At 42.5% G+C, this 19,133-nt stretch carries 16 protein-coding genes, 1 rRNA gene and 1 riboswitch; of the genes, 13 read left to right on the top strand and 4 right to left on the bottom strand.

All coding sequences use genetic code 11. From position 1 onward, the window contains the following. The first annotated feature begins 30 nt into the window (after positions 1–30). Both NXZ84_RS11120 and NXZ84_RS11115 read left to right on the top strand, forming a co-directional pair. The gene (locus NXZ84_RS11120; protein WP_258840420.1) at positions 31–357 is read left to right on the top strand and encodes a four-helix bundle copper-binding protein; all 327 of its coding nucleotides are present in this window, start codon (positions 31–33) and stop codon (positions 355–357) included. A gap of 384 nt (positions 358–741) precedes the next feature. Beyond that, positions 742–1,356 carry a YdhK family protein gene (locus NXZ84_RS11115; RefSeq protein WP_258840419.1) on the top strand — a complete coding sequence of 205 codons (615 nt, stop codon included), beginning with the start codon at positions 742–744 and terminating at the stop codon, positions 1,354–1,356. A 304-nt stretch (positions 1,357–1,660) separates the two neighbouring features. On the opposite strand, the gene NXZ84_RS11110 is transcribed toward NXZ84_RS11115, so the two are convergent. From NXZ84_RS11110 to NXZ84_RS11100, 3 genes are all read right to left on the bottom strand, one after another. Next, positions 1,661–2,227 (bottom strand): hypothetical protein, encoded by a 567-nt coding sequence (locus NXZ84_RS11110; RefSeq protein ID WP_258840418.1) that lies wholly within the window; start codon positions 2,225–2,227, stop codon positions 1,661–1,663. A gap of 541 nt (positions 2,228–2,768) precedes the next feature. Further along, on the bottom strand, positions 2,769–3,851 hold the full coding sequence (locus tag NXZ84_RS11105) for a DUF418 domain-containing protein (protein ID WP_258840417.1): 1,083 nt from the start codon (positions 3,849–3,851) through the stop codon (positions 2,769–2,771). 19 nt (positions 3,852–3,870) lie between these two features. Next, entirely contained in the window at positions 3,871–4,434 is a 564-nt protein-coding gene (locus tag NXZ84_RS11100) for a TetR/AcrR family transcriptional regulator (RefSeq protein ID WP_258840416.1), read from the bottom strand. Between the two features lie 310 nt (positions 4,435–4,744). Between NXZ84_RS11100 and NXZ84_RS11095 the strand changes: the two genes are divergently transcribed. The 10 genes from NXZ84_RS11095 to NXZ84_RS11050 all read left to right on the top strand — a co-directional run bounded on the left by NXZ84_RS11095 (position 4,745) and on the right by NXZ84_RS11050 (position 16,727). Further along, a complete protein-coding gene (locus NXZ84_RS11095; RefSeq protein ID WP_258840415.1) occupies positions 4,745–5,713 on the top strand; it encodes an AAA family ATPase in 969 nt (322 codons plus the stop codon). Then, positions 5,710–6,912 (top strand): DUF58 domain-containing protein, encoded by a 1,203-nt coding sequence (locus NXZ84_RS11090; RefSeq protein WP_258840414.1) that lies wholly within the window; start codon positions 5,710–5,712, stop codon positions 6,910–6,912. The genes NXZ84_RS11095 and NXZ84_RS11090 overlap by 4 nt, the downstream gene beginning before the upstream one ends. Further along, the gene (locus NXZ84_RS11085) at positions 6,905–9,118 is read left to right on the top strand and encodes a transglutaminase TgpA family protein (protein ID WP_258840413.1); all 2,214 of its coding nucleotides are present in this window, start codon (positions 6,905–6,907) and stop codon (positions 9,116–9,118) included. Before NXZ84_RS11090 ends, NXZ84_RS11085 begins: the two co-directional genes overlap by 8 nt. A gap of 61 nt (positions 9,119–9,179) precedes the next feature. After that, positions 9,180–9,281: riboswitch (purine riboswitch) on the top strand. A 107-nt stretch (positions 9,282–9,388) separates the two neighbouring features. Next, positions 9,389–10,927 (top strand): glutamine-hydrolyzing GMP synthase, encoded by a 1,539-nt coding sequence (gene guaA / locus NXZ84_RS11080; protein ID WP_258840412.1) that lies wholly within the window; start codon positions 9,389–9,391, stop codon positions 10,925–10,927. 255 nt (positions 10,928–11,182) lie between these two features. Continuing rightward, positions 11,183–12,499, top strand: coding sequence for an NCS2 family permease (locus tag NXZ84_RS11075; protein WP_258840654.1), 1,317 nt, complete (start codon positions 11,183–11,185; stop codon positions 12,497–12,499). A gap of 136 nt (positions 12,500–12,635) precedes the next feature. Then, positions 12,636–13,829, top strand: a complete 1,194-nt coding sequence (locus tag NXZ84_RS11070) for a peptidase MA family metallohydrolase (RefSeq protein ID WP_258840411.1) — start codon at positions 12,636–12,638, stop codon at positions 13,827–13,829. Positions 13,830–13,954: 125 nt separating this feature from the next. Then, positions 13,955–14,269 (top strand): ArsR/SmtB family transcription factor, encoded by a 315-nt coding sequence (locus NXZ84_RS11065; protein ID WP_258840410.1) that lies wholly within the window; start codon positions 13,955–13,957, stop codon positions 14,267–14,269. Between the two features lie 78 nt (positions 14,270–14,347). Then, positions 14,348–15,268 carry an NAD(P)-dependent alcohol dehydrogenase gene (locus tag NXZ84_RS11060; RefSeq protein WP_258840409.1) on the top strand — a complete coding sequence of 307 codons (921 nt, stop codon included), beginning with the start codon at positions 14,348–14,350 and terminating at the stop codon, positions 15,266–15,268. A gap of 253 nt (positions 15,269–15,521) precedes the next feature. Further along, the gene (locus NXZ84_RS11055; protein WP_258840653.1) at positions 15,522–15,962 is read left to right on the top strand and encodes a MarR family winged helix-turn-helix transcriptional regulator; all 441 of its coding nucleotides are present in this window, start codon (positions 15,522–15,524) and stop codon (positions 15,960–15,962) included. A gap of 57 nt (positions 15,963–16,019) precedes the next feature. Further along, complete coding sequence (locus NXZ84_RS11050; RefSeq protein WP_258840408.1) at positions 16,020–16,727, top strand: pirin family protein; 708 nt, start codon at positions 16,020–16,022, stop codon at positions 16,725–16,727. Positions 16,728–16,826: 99 nt separating this feature from the next. Here NXZ84_RS11050 and pruA read toward each other — a convergent pair whose 3' ends face one another. After that, a complete protein-coding gene (pruA, locus tag NXZ84_RS11045; protein WP_258840407.1) occupies positions 16,827–18,371 on the bottom strand; it encodes an L-glutamate gamma-semialdehyde dehydrogenase in 1,545 nt (514 codons plus the stop codon). A gap of 424 nt (positions 18,372–18,795) precedes the next feature. Between pruA and NXZ84_RS11040 the strand changes: the two genes are divergently transcribed. Then, positions 18,796–19,133: ribosomal RNA gene (locus NXZ84_RS11040) — 16S ribosomal RNA — on the top strand; the annotation flags it as partial.

Raw genomic sequence — 19,133 nt, 5'->3', positions numbered from 1 at the left:
GTAACAAACACATAAAGGAGGACTTTATAAATGTCACATGAACAGTACCAGACCGTAATTGAGTCGCTACATGAGTGTATGAAAGCCTGTAGCCATTGCTATGATGCTTGCCTGCAAGAAGAAGACTTAAATATGATGGCTCAGTGTATTCGTTTGGACAGAGAGTGTGCAGATATCTGTGCTTATCTTGAACAATCTTTAGTTAGAGGTACTCCTTTTGCAGCAGAGTTAGCTAGCGTCTGTGCTAAAATTTGTGAAGAATGTGGAAATGAATGTAAAAAACATGATCATGACCATTGTCAAAAGTGTGCAGATGCTTGTTTTAAATGTGCGGAAGCATGTAAAAGCATTGCATAAAATACCTATGAAAAGATGAATAAATAATGATGCACCGGCTTTGGCGACTGCAGATGTTGGTATAGCTATTTGCGATTCCTTTAGCAGCCGGGGTGTTAGCTCCAATCGGTATTGTACTCAGTCCTGCAGTGGAAGCCGTATTAATGAGCTTAAGTACAGTTGTTGTCGCCATTAACGCGGAACTATTAAAGACAGATTAAATAATAAACTAATAAACGAGGCAGTTGTAGAACTATACCTGCCTCGTTTTTAGTTGAATGTATTTAGAGAAAACCTCAAAATGTATGGATTCTGAGCATCAGAAATCTATTTTTTGCACAGAAAATGCAAATTTATTAAATACAGTTATGAAAGGATATCATATTAAATTTGGGGTTGGAGGGAATGAATTTGAAAAAAATTAAATATTTTATGACCATATTGTTTCTAAGTTTAATATTCACTTTAGCGGCTTGCTCTGGAAGTAATGAAGAAGGACAAACTGAAGAGTCCTATCAAAACGAAAACCAAAGTGGAGAGGCGACTTCTGAAGAAAACACGAGTGAAGAATCGGATAGTCATGAAGACATGGATCATTCCTCGAGTGAAGTACCAGGAGGTTTAGAAGATGCAGAAAATCCTACTTATGAAGTAGGTAGTCAAGCTATAATCCAGGCAGACCATATGAGTGGGATGGAAGGAGCAGAAGCTACAATAGTAGGATCCTATGATACTGTAGCGTATGTCGTTTCGTATGATCCTACAAATGGCGGTAAGAGAGTTAAGAATCATAAATGGGTTATTAATGAAGAAATTAAAGAATATAGTAAAGAATCTTTTAAATCGGGGGAAGAAGTGACGCTTAATGCTTCGCACATGAAAGGTATGGAAGGAGCAATCGCTCTCATTGAATCAGTTGAAGAAACGACCGTTTACATGGTTGACTATACTCCAACAGATGGTGGAAAAGAAGTTACAAATCATAAGTGGATTACAGAAAGTGAGCTAACAGCTGATTAGAAAATGAAGTGATTTTCAAAAAGACATTTATAACGATAGGTACAGTAAAGCTTCCGGTCTATAACGGGGGCTTTTTATTTATTCTATTTAAGTATCAATTTAAAGGAATATAATAAATAACCCTGTCTTCCCTTGGTTTTATAGGTAAATGATATTGTTGATCTACGTGCTTCTTTCAGTGGTTTTTGATCAAAGAAATGGATTTCAAATCATGGTTGAACCGGATATGGCGTTTGCCTTGGGATTAGAAGGGACGTTGTTAGATATTAATTATTGTGGGGGACAGTAGTTATCTTCCTCTACTTTAATTTGAGTGATGATTGTGCGGACCTTGATCATTCATAGGTTCATCAACAATCAAGTCTCCTCCTAATAAAAAACTAATCACTAACACGAAAACAAGTAAGGGTTTAATAAACCATTTTCTTGATGTTATGGATTGATCAGCACAAGATGTACTTGCTAACACAGGATATAAAAATAGGGAACATAGAGCTAATGTAATAAATAGTTTTATTAGAATGATGGATTCGGTGACAGTCATCATCTCTCCTAACATAGCTCCCATCATACCACCCATCATTCCAGCTGATAGTCCCTCGATACATGAAACCATTCCTAATCTCCAGTTGCATATTCCTCCAATAAAAGCCCCTACTGACATACCTGAAACTGTAGAAATGAACAAGTTCCCTTGAAACATCGAAGCCAGCATTAATCCAATGACCAGCCCAATACTAGTCCCTGATATCATTGAGATGACCATGCGTTGGTTATGATGAAGAGAATTGTGGAATTTTCTCGTTAATAAAATTGAGAAAATAACGATCAATAGTAAAGCCAACGTAATAAAAATCTGAAATTCACTCATTCTTATTCTCCTCTGACTCATAATCGTGTCCACTTAATTTTATGATGGTTGAATGAGAATTATTTATAACCCCCAATAGAATCGCCTCCCCATCTGAAGATCAGTTAATTAGGAAATGAAATGTTTTGTGGACAGTCTTCAATATTTTTCATTAGCGGTCACTAGGGAAGATAAGAACTGAAGATTCTTTAGAAAATATACTTGTTTAAGCTGTAAAATCGCATCGAATAAAACTTCTTTGGTGTAAAAGAAAAGAGATGGTCGGTCTAGTGAAGGAATAGTTGGAGAGCATGGAAGGTGCAGTGATGGGCTTTTGAAAAACGAACTGCAACCGTGGCACAATGGGTTAAAAAGGGAGATCAGTAAAAATGAACAAGGTCGATTCACTGAATCGACCTTGTTCATTTTTATATCACTATCTGGGCGGTTGTTTCTGTCTTTAGTGTAGTGTGATCGATAAGGGAACTTTTTTCGTATGAGATAGACTGATGAGACAGTCCAAACTACCCAAGAATCTTATTCGGCTGCAACCATGGGAGTCTCAACCACTTACCTTGCGCATGGCGTACTCGATGGGGCCTCGTACCAAGTAAGTTCTCCACCAGTAGGAGAGCACAATCGAGAGAGTAAAGAATAGAAGGGAACTACCTACTGCCAATGGCAAAGAGGCGTACTCAGGAACACCGACGAGGTAGAGGACGACTAGGAATAAGAAGTGCCCCACATAGTGTGTGAGCGCCAGCTGACCTGTATAAACGAGTGCCTTCATCATGATGTGTTTACGAAACTGTTCAGAAAGGTAGATGCAGAGCAAGATGATGAGTACGGATGTGCTGGAACTGGCGATCATATAGAAGAGAGTGGGAGGCATCGGTTTAGTGGTAAAAAAGTATTCAGCCAGCTCAGTCCCAATGATAGGAGAAGTTAGTTGTATGAGTAGATAGGAAGAAGCTTGTACAAGTATTGCGATAGTAGTGGAAATGAAGAGTAATTTTCTTTTTACATGAGGTTGATTAAAATCAAATCTCCCCAACCACATGCCGAAGAAAACAAAGGCGATCCAAGGGAAGATTGGATGATAGCCATTATAGAATAGATTGCTTAAAAAACCGAGTGGAGACCAAAATAGTTGAAAAGTTTGAAAGGTAGAGTCCCACCCATAGGTATAATCGCCGAGGAACTGGAGAAGTTGGGCGATTAGAAGTGAACAGGTGGCTGCCCACAGTAATACGCGTGAAGAAGAAGTGAGAAAAAAGGAAGCGATAAAGAGGTAAACAGCATAGTAGTGTAAGATGTCTGCAGACCATCCGAGCAAATAGAGGCCGGTGCCTAATATCAAGAGGAAGAAAGATCGTTTCCATATCTGTTGCCGGAGTGAGTGGATATGGGTACGATCTTTTTCGTCCTTCCACGCTTTCTTGCTCATGAGTGAGATTCCGATCCCGGCTAAGATCACGAAGATAGCGGCGGCTCTGCCCTCTATTAAACCAGTGAGGGCATCTAGCCACTGTGGGGAAGATTCTTCAGCATGTAACGCAATTTTATAGTTGACGACCACCATGCCGAAAATAGCAAGTGCTCGCGCTAGATCAAAGCCAATCATACGCTTGTTGGATATACCCATACCTCTTCTCTCCCCTTATTTAAAAAAAATTTTGCACAGTAAATTTCCATATTGCTTCCGCATCAAAACCATATCGCTCATCTGTATATTGATCCAATCCATCTACAACCAGGGTGAGGTATTGTGCTCTGATGGCAATCTCCTCATCGGGAAGAAGACCAAATTGATGGGCGCGTTGTAGTAGAGTAGTAAAACCTTGCAAAAAATCGTACAGTACTTCTTCCAAAATGACTTGGTATTTATTTTCTCGTGCCGCGAGAACGCTATATTGACGCATTACATTCTCATAGTACGGATCGGCGCCTTGTTCCTGAATCATCCGTATCCCATCCATAATCAACTGATCACAAAAGTTTTCCTTACTGTATTTCTCAATTTGAAAAAACTTTGTAAATTGAATCTCAGTGACTAACACCTCAAACAGAGTACGAACCAACTTTTCTTTAGAGGAGAAGTAATAATAAATGGCAGGCTTAGTGACCCCCATTTCCTTAGCAATTAATGACATACTCGTTTTTTCTATTCCATGCTGGGCAATTAACTGATATGTAATCTCTAAAATTCGCGAATATTTGTCTGACATATCATCGATCCTTTATTTTATTTACCGGTAAGTAAATAATATCTTATAAGCTTTCCGGATGTCAAATGAATAAATGTAAAATAAATAAAAATACCGCCTACTCCCTTCCGGACTTAGGAGAGGTGGGTTAAGAGAATTAGATATTTATTGTTTTTGTGTGTTGGTCACTTGGATAAAAAATAGTTTATGATAAAAGTAGATGTTAATAAAGTTTCAGGAGTCTCATCAAGCCAGGGTTCTCTTTTATATTGGTGGCAAACAGTTTAATATAAGAAATAGATGAAAAGTCTCTTTTTTTTTGGAGGGTGCCATGGAAAATAGATACGGATCACAAATGGAATCTTTGCTTCAAAATGTAGAACGGGTGTTGATCGGGAAACGGGAAGAGATAGAGCTAGCGGTTGTGGGTTTACTAGCGGGTGGACATGTCTTGTTAGAAGATGTACCCGGAGTAGGAAAGACTATGCTGGTGCGCGCATTGGCAAAGTCGATTGGCGGATCGTTTCGTCGGATTCAATTTACTCCTGATTTATTGCCTTCTGATGTAACAGGAATCTCGATTTACAATCAGAAGACGATGGAATTCGAATTTCGTCCAGGTCCTATTATGGCAAATGTCGTATTGGCGGATGAAATTAATCGCACTTCCCCCAAAACACAAGCGTCCTTGTTGGAAGCGTTAGAAGAAGGAAGTGTGACAGTAGATGGTACTACTTATGAGTTGCAACCGCCATTTTTTGTGATGGCAACACAAAATCCGATTGAATATGAAGGAACTTTTCCGCTACCAGAAGCACAACTAGATCGGTTTTTGTTAAAGTTGAGGATCGGGTACCCAGAGCGTAAGAACGAACTGGAGATGCTGGATCGGATTAGAGAAGAGCATCCGATTAAGACTCTTGCTACCGTTACTACCTTGGAAGAGTTGCTGCAATGGCAACAAGAGGTAAGGCTTGTTTATGTGGATCCCTCTATTAAAGAGTATATGGTTGAATTGGTGTTAGGGACGCGTACGGCTCGTGAGGTCTACCTTGGAGCGAGTCCCCGTGGATCCATTGCGCTGTATCGGACTGCACAAGCATACGCATTTTTACAAGGTCGTTCGTTTGTCATACCGGATGATGTGAAGAAATTGGTCTTGCCCACCCTGGGGCACCGCATATTGATAAAATCAGAAGCACGTCTGAGTGGGAAGACTGCGAAACATGTTTTGCAGGAAGTTATGCGGAATGTTCCTGTGCCAGTTCGATATGAGCATAGGCAGGCTCACTCATCATGAATCGCTCCCGCTGGTCTCTTCTATTCCTCATTTTTCTACTATTTGTTACGTACGCGTTTGGGCGAATCCAAGGTAGCTTTGTTTCCTGGTTTCTTTTTTATGCGGCTCTGTTGCTATGTGTATACGAAGGGGCAATCATGTTCCTCTCAGTGCGCCACTTGAAAGTGGAGCGATCGTTGTCGGTGCGCCACTTGACAGTGGGGGATATGCTTAAAGTGAAACTTAATTATCGCTTTTCATCATGGATGCCAGTCCCCTGGTTATATTTAGAAGATCATCAGGAGACTGCGGCAACAATCTCTCACTCCAAAACTCGCACTCTCTCGTATCCGGGTTGGAAAAAGAAAGGGGAGATTACGTATATCATCCATGCTGGAAAAAGAGGAACTAACCGGTGGCAAGCGGTTGAAGTAGAGACAGGGGATATTTTTGGGATCGTAAAAAAGAGATGGCGATTTACGCTGGAAGATGAAGTGCTGGTCTATCCACGTATCATTCCGATTAAACGTTGGGACACCATGTATGAAAGTTATATGGGGCGTATCGCTTCTTCACATCAACATCAGGAAGATATCTCCTCTGTTTCAGGGGTGCGGGATTATGCTCAAGGTGATCGCCTCAATCGGATACATTGGAAAGCGAGTGCGCGTGGCCAGGGACTGAAGGTAAAAGAGTTTGAACACCATTTGACTCGTGATTTCTTTTTCCTGCTAGATTGTTACGAAGAACTTCCCTCCGATAAGTTTGAAGATAGTGTCAGTTTAGTTGCTTCACTGCTTCAATATACAACTCGGGAACATGAGCGTTCAGGATTGTTGACTAATGGGAGAAACCCCATTCATATCCCTCTAGGAAGTGGAGAGGAACATTTCATCCGCTCTTTAAAACAGCTTTCATTTGTGCAAGCAGATGGGAAGATGACAGTAGCACACTCATTGACTCAATATCAGGGAATATATCCTCAAACAGCTACGCTGGCTATCATAACCTCTCGCCTCGATAAGGTGTTGATACGTTCCATGGCAGAATTATCATTGCGCTCTATTCGCGTAGAATTATTTATCTTGCTAGATGTGACTACCGATGAAGGGGAGCGACGACGAAGATTAGAGGAATTGCGATCTTTTAATGTCACAGTATGGGAGATTTCTGGATCGAAGTGGGAGCAATTTAGTAAGGGAGGGGAAGCGTTTGATTAGACGTGTTTCCTTTAACATACGCGTGTTGATTCTGTTTATCGTCTCCTCTTATTTATGGATTGAATGGCTACGCCCACTAGATGAAGCGCTTAATATAGGGAATCTCAAATGGTTATTTCTAGCGGCAATTCTTTTTATCTTGACTAAAATGACAGTAAGAAGTCATCTGTTAAACCTTACTCTCATCGCAGTTATTATGTTGTTTACTCTTCACCGTATCTACTATGCCCCTCAGGAGTTATCGCTCTTTAACCTAGAATGGCTCCACTTACTATGGATAGAGTGCGGACGATATATAAGTCTGCTCGTTTTAGGAGATTGGTTAAGTGTTCCCCCGCTTCGCCTTCAATCGGTAGGGCTCATCCTTTTAATCGCTTTTATCGCTCAGGTCAGTTTTCATGCGATGGTAGAGAAAAAGCGAGTCTTACCAATTCTATTGCTCTCATTATTCTATTTTGCCGTACTGGACTCACTTACATCATTTGCAGCTTGGGGAGCGGTAATACGAGTTTTCGTGGTCGGGGTATTCCTCACTACATGGATGCGTTGGACGCGTTTTGCGGAAAGGATGGAGGAGGTGCCGGAACCAAAAGGATGGTACCGATTTGCTCTCTTCTTTCTTATCGCTGTGGTCGTTGTGGGAACATGGGCACCTAAACCAGCAGCTAGTTGGTCAGATTCGTTTGTGTTCCTTCCCTTTGTTGAAGGAAATGGAAATAACGCCAGTGGAGTAGGAAAAATTGGATATGGTAAAGATGATACAAAGCTGGGTGGGCCGTTTATTCAGGATGAAAGAATTGCGATTGTAGCAAGCAATGTAGAAGTTCCATATTATTGGCGTGGAGAAGCAAAATCTCTATATACGGGACGAGGTTGGTCAGACAGTGTGGAAGAAAGAGTTGAAAAATATCCTTTGTCTGCAGAGAATATGGAAGAATCCTCTGTAGAGGGAACTCTTTTCGATAATGTAAAGACGGAGATGAATACAGCGGATATTTTTAAAGAAGCGTCACCAGATTTCTTAGTCTTTACTCCAGGTCAACTTACTTCATTCAAAATGAATGTAAATGTTAATAGTGAGTTACTCGTCTCTTCCAGTAAAGTTGAGCTATCGGGAGATATGACAGATGTGTATGAAATAAAGTCCGAACTAAAGTCCGAAATTCCTGTCATCAACCGTAAACAATTGCGCACGAGTAAAGCAGGCTACCCCCCCGATATTCGTTATAACTATCTTCAGCTTCCGCCGGCTTTCCCTGAGCGGATACGCGCACAAACGGAGCGGGTGATTGCGGGCAAAGATAATCCGTATGATCGAGCTGTAGCAATCGAAGCTTATTTACGCAGTAATTTTACTTACGATACAGAAGAGACTTCCGTTCCGCCCAAAGGGTCTGATTTTGTCGATGATTTCCTGTTTGAGTCGAAGGTGGGGTACTGTAATCACTTTTCCACTTCCATGGTTGTGATGCTACGCTCTATTGGTATCCCATCACGTTGGGTGAAAGGGTTTGCTCCTGGTGAATCAGCGTATAATGAAAAACGGGATAAGCATGATGTGATTGTCCGTAATTCTGATGCACACTCATGGGTAGAGGTTTATTTTGCAGGGATTGGTTGGATCCCGTTTGAACCGACACCCGGCTTTACTAATCCCACCCCCTTAGAAGAGGAAACTAAGAAATCTGATCAAGGAAGTGAGCAAGATGACTCAACGTCAACCAATCATAGTGAAGCGGACGCAGATCGTACCTCGCTGGAAAGACAGATGGCTGAGGAAGCACAAGTAAGTGCAACGAAGGGTGAAAGCAGCAGTATATGGAAGGAATGGCAAGGTCGCATAATGTGGATACTGACTCTATTGCTACTGCTTGCGGTTATTACGATCAAGTATTGGCGCACCTTTTATTGGTGGTGGCTACAACGTCTACCTAGTGGGCCTAGCAAAGGAAAGCAGGGCGTTGTTAAACGTACTTATCAGGTATTGATGTTGTATGCATGGCGTAAAGGGGTGCGTTCACCTGATCAGACGGTGCGTGAATATCTATTGAAAAAAGAATGGTATTCGTCCCCCTCGAAAGAATTAGAAGAGTTGACTTCTATTTACGAGCAGGCGCGCTATGGTAAAGATGAGGGAAGTGGGCAGTCATTATGGAAAAAGGTAGACTTACTTTGGAGAAAACTTCTCCAGCAATTGCGTCCTTGACCCTGCCTCTATGCCTTTGATATGATGCTGTTAGAAGACCTGTTATGGTAAGCATATGGTAAGCAATCATATAAGTTTCGCTCGTATATCTTCAGGAATATGGCCTGAAAGTCTCTACCCGACTACCGTAAATGGTCGGACTACGAGCATATGGGACGATCGTGTTTTTGATAGTATGAACACCGACCGGACTCCCGTATCGCTCGCTAGCGGTCTGGGGGTCTGGTCGTTTTTAATATCTAGATCATAGAGAATGGAAGGGATTTAGAAATGGACCAACCCCAAGAACGTATTATCGTACTCGATTTTGGTGGACAGTATAATCAGTTGATCGCGCGACGCATTCGTGAACTAGGAGTTTTTAGTGAGCTTGTCTCTCACCAAATGAGTGCAGATGAAATAAGGCAACTCGCACCTCAGGGCATCATATTTTCAGGAGGTCCTAACAGTGTATATGCTCCAGATGCGCCCAGCTGTGATCCAGCAATCTTTGATCTAGATATTCCTATTCTGGGGATCTGCTACGGAATGCAGATGATGGGAGCGCACTACGGGGCGACCATCGACCGTGCTTCCCAGCGAGAATATGGAAAAGCAGAGATTGAACTAACCTCATCTGCGACGATGTATGCAGGTATGGCAGAAAAACAAGTGGTGTGGATGAGCCACAGTGATGTGGTTACCGCACCGCCAACAGGTTTCCAAGTAGATGCAAGTACCCCTTCTGCCCCTGTAGCTGCGATGAGCCATGCGCAAAAACGTCAGTACGCTGTTCAATTTCATCCCGAAGTACGTCATACGGCAAATGGGAATGAGATGTTGCGTCGCTTCCTCTTCGATGTATGCAATTGTGTAGGAACGTGGAGCATGGAAAACTTTGTGGAGGATACCATTGTAGAATTACGAGATGCCATCGGGGAGCGCAAAGTACTTTGTGCATTGAGCGGAGGTGTTGATTCTTCTGTGGTAGCGGCACTGATACACCGTGCAGTGGGTGATCAGCTCACATGTGTTTTTGTTGATCATGGTTTGTTACGTAAAGGAGAAGCGGAGAGTGTGATGAGTACCTTCTGCGATTATTTTCATATGAATGTGATCAAAGTGGATGCTCAGGCTCGTTTTCTCGATAAATTGCGAGGTGTATCTGATCCAGAGGCAAAGCGGAAGATTATTGGAAATGAGTTTATCCGTGTATTTGAAGAAGAGGCGGAAAAGCTGGGTGAGCATGATCTCTTGGGACAGGGGACACTGTATACCGATATTATCGAATCAGGTACGGCGACCGCGCAAACGATTAAATCACATCATAATGTAGGTGGACTACCTGAAGATATGAAAATGGACCTGGTAGAACCGCTTAATACGCTTTTTAAAGATGAAGTGCGCGCTGTGGGAGAGGAGTTAGGGATGCCCGCTGAAATTGTGTGGCGACAACCTTTCCCTGGACCAGGTCTTGGTATTCGCGTTATTGGTGAAGTAAGTGAAGAGAAGTTAGAGATCGTGCGTGAGTCGGATGCTATTTTGCGTGAGGAAATTCGCTTGGCAGGTTTAGATCGAGAGATTTGGCAGTACTTTACCGCCCTTCCTGACTTTAAGAGTGTAGGCGTAATGGGTGATGCTCGTACGTATGCGTATACTGTTGGTATTCGTGCTGTTACTTCGATTGATGGTATGACGGCAGATTGGGCTCGAATTCCATATGAAACACTGGAGAAAATTAGTACTCGCATTATTAATGAAGTTGATGGAGTTAATCGCGTGGTATATGATATCACTTCTAAACCACCTGCTACGATCGAGTGGGAATAAGAACGTATACGTGAGGTCGACTCACTTCGGCAAGGGTACGTGAAAGAGGAATGGGTGAGAATCGAGGGGTTGTTAACTCATAGACTTCTTATCCATCCCTCTGGATTTTAGGAAGTACGTAGAAGAATGATTGTGGACATGCCTACTGTAGAGACTAGGTACTGATTCCAGTAGATATACAAGTGGGTTGCTGTGATTGTGACTACCGCTGTGAACCTAGGCTTCACTCATTCGAATGAGAAGGTAGGGAATACTGTGGGGAAAGTTGGTCACTACTTTAGGTTTGCAGAAAACCAGACAACATTACGAACGGAAATATTGGCAGGAACCACCATATTTTTTACGATGGCATATATTTTATTGGTAAATCCTTATTTATTAGGAAAAGAAGCAGGGATGGATTTTGGTGCAGTGTTTGTTGCTACTGCTTTAGCAGCTGCATTGGGCACTTTATTAATGGGTCTTCTGGCTAACTATCCGATTGCCTTAGCGCCGGGAATGGGGCTAAACGCATACTTTACTTATACAGTAGTATTGGGCATGGGTGTTAGTTGGCAAGTAGCTTTAGGAGCCGTTTTTATTTCAGGTATTTTATTTCTGTTTTTAACACTGGTTCGTTTGCGTGAATTGATCATTAACACGATTCCGGCAGGTTTGAAAAGTGCCGTTTCTGCCGGGATTGGTCTGTTTATTGCATTTGTAGGTTTGAAAAATGCAGGGATTGTGGTTGCGTCAGAAGCGACATTGGTACAGATGAACACATCCCTTACAGAACCTGGGGTGTTGCTTACGGTACTGGGGCTCGTCATCACCGTTTTGTTGATGATAAGAGGAGTTAAGGGAGCTATCTTCATCGGTATGGTGACCACTGCTATAATAGGCATGATAACAGGGGTAGTGCCACCTCCCCAAGGGGTTGTGTCTCTTCCACCAAGTGTGACGCCCACGTTATTACAGATGGATATTATGGGTGCGCTTGATCTGGGGCTTTTTTCAATTATATTTGCTTTTCTTTTCGTTGATTTATTTGATACAGCGGGTACTCTCGTCGGTGTTTCGAAGCAGGCTAATCTACTTAAAGAGAACAAATTACCACGAGCAGGACGAGCGTTAACTGCTGATTCAATCGCTACCATGTCGGGGGCTGCCTTGGGTACATCGACGGTTACGTCATATATTGAATCGAGTGCAGGAGTGGCAAGTGGAGGACGTACAGGCATGACTGCCGTTGTTACGGCAGCCTGGTTTTTATTAGCTTTATTTATATTCCCATTAGTGGAGACGTTCGCCTCAGTTGCAGCCATCACCTCACCTGCCCTTATTATCGTCGGTGTTTTGATGGCATCTAGCTTAAAAGATATTGAGTGGAATGATTTAACAGAAGCGATACCAGCTTTTCTCACTGTCGTAATGATGCCGCTGACTTTTAGTATTGCTACTGGAATTGCCATTGGTTTTATCTTTTATCCGCTAGCGAAAGTTTTCGTCGGTCAATATAAACGGGTTCATCCAATTCTATATATCCTAGCGATATTGTTTATTATTCGTTTTGCGTTTGGGGGCAGCTTATAGTAATTCTAGTAATTGATTAAAAATAGAGAGACGAATGGTTTTGGCCTGCAGGCTATATGCAGGTCTATTTTCTATGAGAAGGTATGAATGGGGTTTTTCTGTCACAAGCTATGGGTAAAGATTGGAGGGATTGAACTTGAGTAGATTGTCTTGGTTGAAAGGATTCTCTTTGCTCTTATTAATCCTGACGTTAGTGATGCAGATTACTTTGGACTCATCATCGGTGTTCGCCTCCGCTGAAGAGATGGAACATGTTCGTTTGGAAATCGAAAACTTATTACAAGAGAAGGAACACGGGATAAATGAGCGGAGTTTTCAGAGATTTAAACAGGTTATTGATCCTGAAAATAAAACATATTTGCAAGAGCAGAAACGGTGGTTTCAAGATGCGATCTTAACCGTGGATCCAGGAACGTATCATTTGGAACTGCTTTCGATCATTCCTGGAGATAACCTACAACTACATACGCTAATTAAACAGGAGTATCAAAGTAATGGTAAGATACATACTCTCAAGATTCCATTACTTTTTAAAAATGTGGAAGGGAATTGGTACGAGTCAGATATTCCTTTTCAGCATATGGCGGAAGGATCCGTCGTCGTTCATTACAGCCATCCCGATCTTAAGGAACAAGCGGCGGTCGCACTTGATGCGGCTAACAAAGCGTTTGAAGCCTTTGCGCAAAAGTTTGGTTGGGAGCAGACAGAAAAAACTGAGATTAAGCTTTACCATGATGATATCCTTTTCCGGCAATCGGTAAAGCTATCCCTACCAGAGTGGGCGGCGGGTTGGAACGAATTTGGTCAGTCAATTAAGTTTGTTGGTCAAAAAGGGGATACGCGCTCCTTTTCGGCGGGTATTGTTCATGAAATTACCCATAAAGTATTAAGTGATCTCACTACGGACAATGCATCTTATTGGTTGCAGGAGGGGGCGGCAGAATATTATGAAGCACATCTTCTTCCAGGAATGAAAAGCGAGCACCCAGTACTAGAAGAGTCGCAGTACACATGGGAGAAGTTAAAGGAACAGCAGTTAGAGTTACTCGGCTCAGCAGATGCGAGAGCATACTATGCTCATTGTTATGACTTTTATCGCTATCTTGTTGAACGTTTCGGTGAGAAGAAACTTCAAGAAGTATTTACTTATTTAAAGTTGTATCCTTTGGTCGATCAGGATGCAGCCAATAAATTACCGGAAACCAATGAGAGGACAGAAGAAGCATTGCAGAAGGGATTGGGTGTCTCACTTTCACAAATAGGGAGAGAATGGGTAGAACAAGTAGGGAATAGACAGGAGCCAAACGCACCGATGTTTCAATATTTTTAAGAGGTCTAAACGGTACTCTCCTCTATGAGGAGAGTACCTTATTTTTTTACCTTGGCAAACAAAAAGATGGGTGGTATACTTACGTAAGTAAGTTTAAACATATCTACATGAATAGGAGGGCAAACATGGGCAAATCTCATATCGATGTAAATGATTTTGAAAGTATAACAAAGTTCTTCACAGCCTTAGGAGATCCTATTCGAATACAGATCACCTTTATTTTAGGCAATAACGGCAAATCAAATGTGACTGATATTGCAAGTCACTTCGATATTACTAGACCTTCGATCTCTCATCATCTTAAGATTTTAAGAGATGCTCAAATTGTGGATAGCAAGAAGGTGGGTCAAGAAGTATATTATTGGCTGTCCCGTGAACGTGTGTCCACCAATATGCAGTTAATCGCAGATGCATTGGTTTCAAAGGAATGTGACGTGTAATTATTCACCCTATTAGTAGATGTGTTTATATATAACAACAAAATTGAAGTGAGGTGTGCTTGCGTGAAAGCTGCTTTTTTGGATAAGAACAAATCGTTGGTTGTGGGGGAAAAGCCAAAGCCAAGGCCAAAATCAAACGAAGTATTGGTTAAAGTATACGCGACTAGTGTGAACCCAGCAGATTGGAAAATGGAAAAAACCATGTCCAAGCTAGGTCTCCCTTATCGTGTTGGGTCCGACTTTAGTGGCGTAGTGGATGAGGTAGGAGAGAAGGTGACCCTTCTTCAACCTGGAGACGCTGTCTTTGCGCTGAGGGGACCTGGGAGCGGATGTGCGAGTGAATACCTTACTGTTCACGAGAAGAATGTAGTGAAAAAACCAGATGAAGTATCTTTCGAAGAAGCTGCTGGAGTACCTACCGCGGGAATTACAGCATGGCATGGACTTACTACTTACGGTAATGTACAACCAGGACAAAAAGTACTCATTATTGGTGCATCCGGAGGAATTGGGACGTATGCGGTACAGATGGCCAAAGCTTTAGGAGCGGAGGTTACGGGTGTTTGTAGTACGAACAATGTTGAGCTTGTAAAAAATTTAGGTGCAGATCATGTCATTGATTACCGTCAAGATCGCGTCATTGACCGCAGGTTATTTAGTAAGTTTGATCTCATCTTAGATACGGTAGCAACCAATGAATATAAAGAATATTTCCCTCTTCTTACCCAAGCAGGCTTGTACGTCACCCCGGTCACAACACTTCGCCATTTTATAGGGAAACTAAAAGGATATATGTTGCGCCAAAGGAAAAGAGCAACGGTTATCTTTATCCCAACACGTGGAGTAAAACAGTTAATGGAGATCAGCAATCTAATGAGTCAAGGGCATGTGAAAACATTGATTGAACATGTATTTACTCTGGAGGATATTAATCAAGCATTCGATTTAAGTAAGACGGGGAGGGCAAGAGGGAAAATTATTGTTCGGATTCATTCATGAATGTGATTTCATCGTAATGGGGGAGAAATCACGGGGTGCTTTCCCAAACGATAATGATTCTCTATCATATACTCTTCTATAGTTGGAGCGGAGCTCTATGCTATTTCTTCTAACCTTGACAAGGGATATGGAGGGGAGTATAATTATCTTGAATTAAAGATAATAGATGGTGAAGGTGCTGCCAATGAATAAAGAGATTAAGAAGCAGGAAGAGTTAGCTGAGCAGGAGCTCGTAAGAGATAAGGTAGTGGATATGAATGAAGCAGAGGGTGAGATCGCTTTAAAGCTCTTTGTTGTACTCTTTCGCTCCCAGCGTGCACTTGAGCAGAGGGTGGCCGAAGATATACGCTCCCATGGTTTTAATATGACTGAGTTTGCCGTTTTAGAATTGTTGTACCATAAAGGAGATCAACCTATCCAAAAAATTGGCGGGCAAATTCTTATCTCTAGTGGTACGATGACTTATGTGGTAGATAAGTTAGAGAAAAAAGGCTTACTGGAGCGCGTTTCTTGTCCTAAAGACAGGCGTGTCACCTACGCTTCGATTACAGACAGGGGTAAAGAAGTGATGCGGGAGATTTTCCCCCAGCATCAAGCTTTGATTGAGAAAATCTTTGTGGATTTGTCGACAGCAGAAAAAGAGACCATGATTAATCTCCTTAAAAATATTGGTTATCGTTCAGAACAAATCTAAAATTTTTTACCCATTTATCTTTAATTAAAGATAAATAGGGTGAGGAGGATGTAAAAGATGATCGAAAAACGTTCAGCCCAGTCGAGACACAAGGTGGATCATGGGTGGCTACAAAGCTACTTCAGCTTTTCCTTTGGCGACTATCATGATCCAAAAAACGTGAGTTTTGGTCCGCTTCGAGTCTTGAATGATGATGTAATCAAACCGGGGAGAGGGTTTGGCACTCACCCTCATCAGGAGATGGAGATTGTCTCGATCTTGTTACAGGGATCGTTGAAACATGAAGATAGCGATGGTCATTCCTCCATCACTTCTGTGGGTGGAGTTCAACGAATGAGTGCCGGTACAGGTATTTTTCATTCAGAGATGAATCCGTCGACGGAGGAAGAGGTGCACTTATTCCAGATGTGGTTCTTTCCTGATCAAAATGGGCTAACCCCTTCTTATGAACAGGTAGAATATGATCAGAGTAAGATGAAAAATCGATTGTTACCCATCGTAGCGAAAAATCCGGCGGAGCCAGGTGTGGCTCATATCAACCAAGATCTGACGATCTATCTGTCAGAACTGGAGCGTGGGATGGAAATTACCTTTACACAATCGGCAGGCAGACGTTTGTTCCTATTTGTTATTGAAGGACGTATTGAGGTTAATGGTAGCACCATATTAACTAAAAGAGATTCGGCAAGGATGACAGAAGTTGAAAACTTGAGTGCAAAGGCATCTGAGAAAACCAAATGGATGTTAATCGATTTGCCGTTTTAATAATTGAAAATGGGAGTAAAGGTAAAGGCTGACCCCATATAGCTCTCTCGCTTTGGGTCAGCCTTTATTTATGTGAGGATTAGTATCTAGGAAACGGAGTTAGAAAGCTTCTGATACGGTTTTCGCATGGAGGAAGTTTCTTAGGTAGTCTGGACCACCAGCTTTTGCATCAGTACCTGACATCTTAAAGCCACCGAATGGTTGCTCACCAACGATTGAACCAGTACAGCCACGGTTCAGGTAGAGATTTCCTACTTGGAAGTCGCGACGGGCGCGTTCCAGGTGTTCGCGATTGTTGGAAATGATAGCACCTGTAAGGGCATAATCGGTGTTGTTAGCAATCTCCAATAGTTCTTCAAAGTCTTTCGCTTTGGAGAATCCAAGTACAGGCCCAAAGATTTCTTCCTGCATTATACGGGAGTTTGGATCAAGATCAGCAATAATGGTCGGTTGAATAAAGTAACCTGTGGAGTCATCTGCTTCACCCCCGAGGCGCAAGGAACCTTCCTGTTTTCCGATCTCAATATATTCACTGATAGAACGGAATTGTCCAGCGTCGATGACGGGTCCGACGAAGGTATGAACATCAGTAGGGTTACCAACAGGTAACTCTTTTGTCAACTCAATGGTGCGTTCTAATACTTGCTCATACACATCTTGATGCACAATGGCACGCGAGCAGGCAGAACACTTTTGCCCCGAATATCCGAAAGCAGATTTAACGATGGATTGGGCTGCTAGCTCCAAATCAGCGTCACGATCAACAATGATCGTATCTTTTCCGCCCATTTCAGCGACAACTCGTTTAAGCCACTGTTGCCCTTCTTGTACTTTTGCGGCACGCTCATAAATACGACAACCCACTTCACGTGAACCGGTAAAGCTTACAAAGCTCAGTTTTGGATGATCTACGATGTAGTCTCCGATTTCAGAGCCACTGCCGGGGATAAAGTTAAGTACACCTTTAGGTAAACCAGCCTCTTCTAGTACTTCTACAAATTTAGCTGCAATAATAGGTGTGTTGCTAGATGGCTTTAAGAGTACGGCATTACCAGTAACAAGTGCGGATACTGTAATTCCACACATGATAGCAAATGGGAAATTCCAAGGTGGAACAGCGAAGCCTACACCGACTGGTTGGTAGTTATATTCATTATGTTGAAACTCAGAAGAATTACATGGTTTCCCTTGTGCAAGCTGGATCATTTGACGGCCATAAAACTCCATGAAATCAATCGCTTCTGAGGTATCTCCATCAGCTTCTACCCATGACTTTCCAGCTTCCAATGTCATAAGGGCAGAGAATTCATGGCGGCGGCGCTTTACGATAGCAGAGGCTCTAAAAAGGATCTCTGCACGTGCTTTTGGGGACCACTTGCGCCATTCTTCAAAAGCAGTCCAGGCTGCTTGCATTGCTTCCTCTGCGTGTTCTCTTTTTGCTTTGGAAACGGTTCCAATCACTTGCTCTTTGTTAGAGGGGTTGTAAGAAGTTATCTTATCGTCAGTTTTGATTCGCTTTCCATCTACGATTAGGTCAAAGTCCCCACCTAGCTCTGCTTCAACTTTCTTAAGAGCGGCTTCATAAGCCCGCCGATTTTCTTCTACACTAAAGTTTGTCCATGGATCATGTTTGTAAGGGATCACTTGAACATTCCTCCTTTATCTCGTATCGTCATTATTTTAACGTATAGGGAGCGGAAATGGAATGTGGTATCTGTGCTTTGCTTTAAAGTCTCCCACCTATTATGCTTCTGATGGAACGCAATTATCATGGGCAGGTGCTAGGGGTTGAAAAGGTTACGCTGCTTAAATAGATATAGAGTATTGACAAGCTTTTTATTGCATGCTAATATGTTTCTTGTCGTTACAATAGACGACACAAACAATGAGCGCAAGTCATTTCAGAGCGACAAACGCGATAAAAACTTCTTGACGTAAGCGAGATTGCTATGGTAAGATAGATCTTGTCGCCGCGAAAGAGCGGTGAGGAAAAAAGAAGAAAACGTTCCTTGAAAACTGAAGAGCGAAAGATAGACCCAAGTCAGTGAAATTTGAGCAATCAAATTCTTTTATGGAGAGTTTGATCCTGGCTCAGGACGAACGCTGGCGGCGTGCCTAATACATGCAAGTCGAGCGGAGGAAACACCTTCGGGTGTGGACTCAGCGGCGGACGGGTGAGTAACACGTGGGTAACCTGCCTGTAAGATCGGGATAACTCCGGGAAACCGGGGCTAATACCGGATAATCTTTTTCTTCACTTGAAGAGAAAGTAAAAGAAGGACATGTGCCTTCACTTACAGATGGGCCCGCGGCGCATTAGCTAGTTGGTGAGGTAACGGCTCACCAAGGCGACGATGCGTAGCCGACCTGAGAGGGTGACCGGCCACACTGGGACTGAGACACGGC

It is taken from the genome of Mechercharimyces sp. CAU 1602, from assembly GCF_024753565.1.
In the GTDB taxonomy this organism is placed as follows: Bacteria; Bacillota; Bacilli; order Thermoactinomycetales; family JANTPT01; genus Mechercharimyces.
The sequence above is the reverse complement of the archived record's forward strand: the minus strand, read 5'-3'. Positions and strand labels throughout refer to the sequence as shown.

Bases quoted from the DNA above. Each gene is read 5' to 3' on its own strand.
- NXZ84_RS11120 (WP_258840420.1), top strand. From the start codon at position 31: ATGTCACATGAACAGTACCAGACCGTAATTGAGTCGCTACATGAGTGT.
- NXZ84_RS11115 (WP_258840419.1), top strand. From the start codon at position 742: ATGAATTTGAAAAAAATTAAATATTTTATGACCATATTGTTTCTAAGT.
- NXZ84_RS11110 (WP_258840418.1), bottom strand. From the start codon at position 2,227: ATGAGTGAATTTCAGATTTTTATTACGTTGGCTTTACTATTGATCGTT.
- NXZ84_RS11105 (WP_258840417.1), bottom strand. From the start codon at position 3,851: ATGGGTATATCCAACAAGCGTATGATTGGCTTTGATCTAGCGCGAGCA.
- NXZ84_RS11100 (WP_258840416.1), bottom strand. From the start codon at position 4,434: ATGTCAGACAAATATTCGCGAATTTTAGAGATTACATATCAGTTAATT.
- NXZ84_RS11095 (WP_258840415.1), top strand. From the start codon at position 4,745: ATGGAAAATAGATACGGATCACAAATGGAATCTTTGCTTCAAAATGTA.
- NXZ84_RS11090 (WP_258840414.1), top strand. From the start codon at position 5,710: ATGAATCGCTCCCGCTGGTCTCTTCTATTCCTCATTTTTCTACTATTT.
- guaA (WP_258840412.1), top strand. From the start codon at position 9,389: ATGGACCAACCCCAAGAACGTATTATCGTACTCGATTTTGGTGGACAG.
- NXZ84_RS11065 (WP_258840410.1), top strand. From the start codon at position 13,955: ATGGGCAAATCTCATATCGATGTAAATGATTTTGAAAGTATAACAAAG.
- NXZ84_RS11055 (WP_258840653.1), top strand. From the start codon at position 15,522: ATGAATGAAGCAGAGGGTGAGATCGCTTTAAAGCTCTTTGTTGTACTC.
- NXZ84_RS11050 (WP_258840408.1), top strand. From the start codon at position 16,020: ATGATCGAAAAACGTTCAGCCCAGTCGAGACACAAGGTGGATCATGGG.